Origin of the sequence: Mycobacterium sp. E802, from assembly GCF_001666875.1 — a bacterium.
Taxonomy (GTDB): Bacteria; Actinomycetota; Actinomycetes; order Mycobacteriales; family Mycobacteriaceae; genus Mycobacterium.
The window spans coordinates 1-842 of record NZ_LZJD01000097.1 but is presented as its reverse complement, the minus strand read 5'-3'; the positions used below and the strand labels follow the sequence as shown (position 1 = coordinate 842).

At 61.9% G+C, this 842-nt stretch carries 1 protein-coding gene and 1 pseudogene; one reads left to right on the top strand and one right to left on the bottom strand.

Going from position 1 to position 842, the window contains the following annotated elements:
- A partial coding sequence (locus A5699_RS14895; protein ID WP_157561271.1) for an IS630 family transposase occupies nucleotides 1-537 on the top strand: 537 nt, incomplete at its 5' end.
- On the opposite strand, the pseudogene A5699_RS28570 reads toward A5699_RS14895, so the two are convergent.
- Nucleotides 529-842 (bottom strand): annotated as a pseudogene (locus A5699_RS28570) (potassium-transporting ATPase subunit KdpA); the annotation flags it as partial. The gene A5699_RS14895 and the pseudogene A5699_RS28570 overlap by 9 nt on opposite strands.

Here is an 842-nt window from a genome sequence, read left to right as displayed (position 1 = left end):
GCATCGTTGCCGATGAAACCCGGACGCGCGGGAACGATGACACACGACTACAAACGCAACGGCACCATCGATCTGTTCGCGGCGATGAATGTTGCTACCGGTGAGGTATTGACCGACCTGCGCAAGGGGCATACCGGCGCTGACGTGTTGCGGTTCTTCAAACAGATCGATGCCAGCGTTCCGCGTGGTCTCGGTGTACATGTCGTGCTGGACAACTTGTCGGCGCACTCCACCCCTGAGATCGCGAAGTGGTTGGCGCACAAGGATCGTCGTCGGTGGCACCTGCATTACACCCCGACCTCGAGTTCGTGGGTAAACCTGGTGGAACGCTGGTTCAAAGAACTCACCGACAAACGACTGCGTCGTGGTGTTTTCACCAGCGTCGCTGAACTCACCGAAGCCATCACCGCATGGGCCGCGCACTGGAACGCTGACCCCAAGCCCTTCATCTGGAAAGCCACCGCCGAGGACATCATCGCCAAAGTCCAACGCGGCAGAGCCACTCTTAACCAGATCAAATCGCAGACGGACCACTAGCAGCACCATCATCACCAGGCCGTAGAGACCGCTGCCCGCGCCGCCGGGAGCCACCTCACCGAGCTGCATGTTGAACATGGTGATCATGCCGCCGAGGCTGGTGTAGGAGTCGTGGAACGAGTCCACCGCGCCGGTCGAGGTCAGCGTCGTCGCATCGGCGAACACCGCCGAGTTGGCGACACCGAACCGCTGCTCGACACCTTCCATCGCCGAGCCGACCGCGGTCGGGACGGTGCCGTGGGCCTGGAGCTGGAACAGCATCATCAGGCTGACGCTGGCCGTCGCGATCACCGACATCGCCGCCA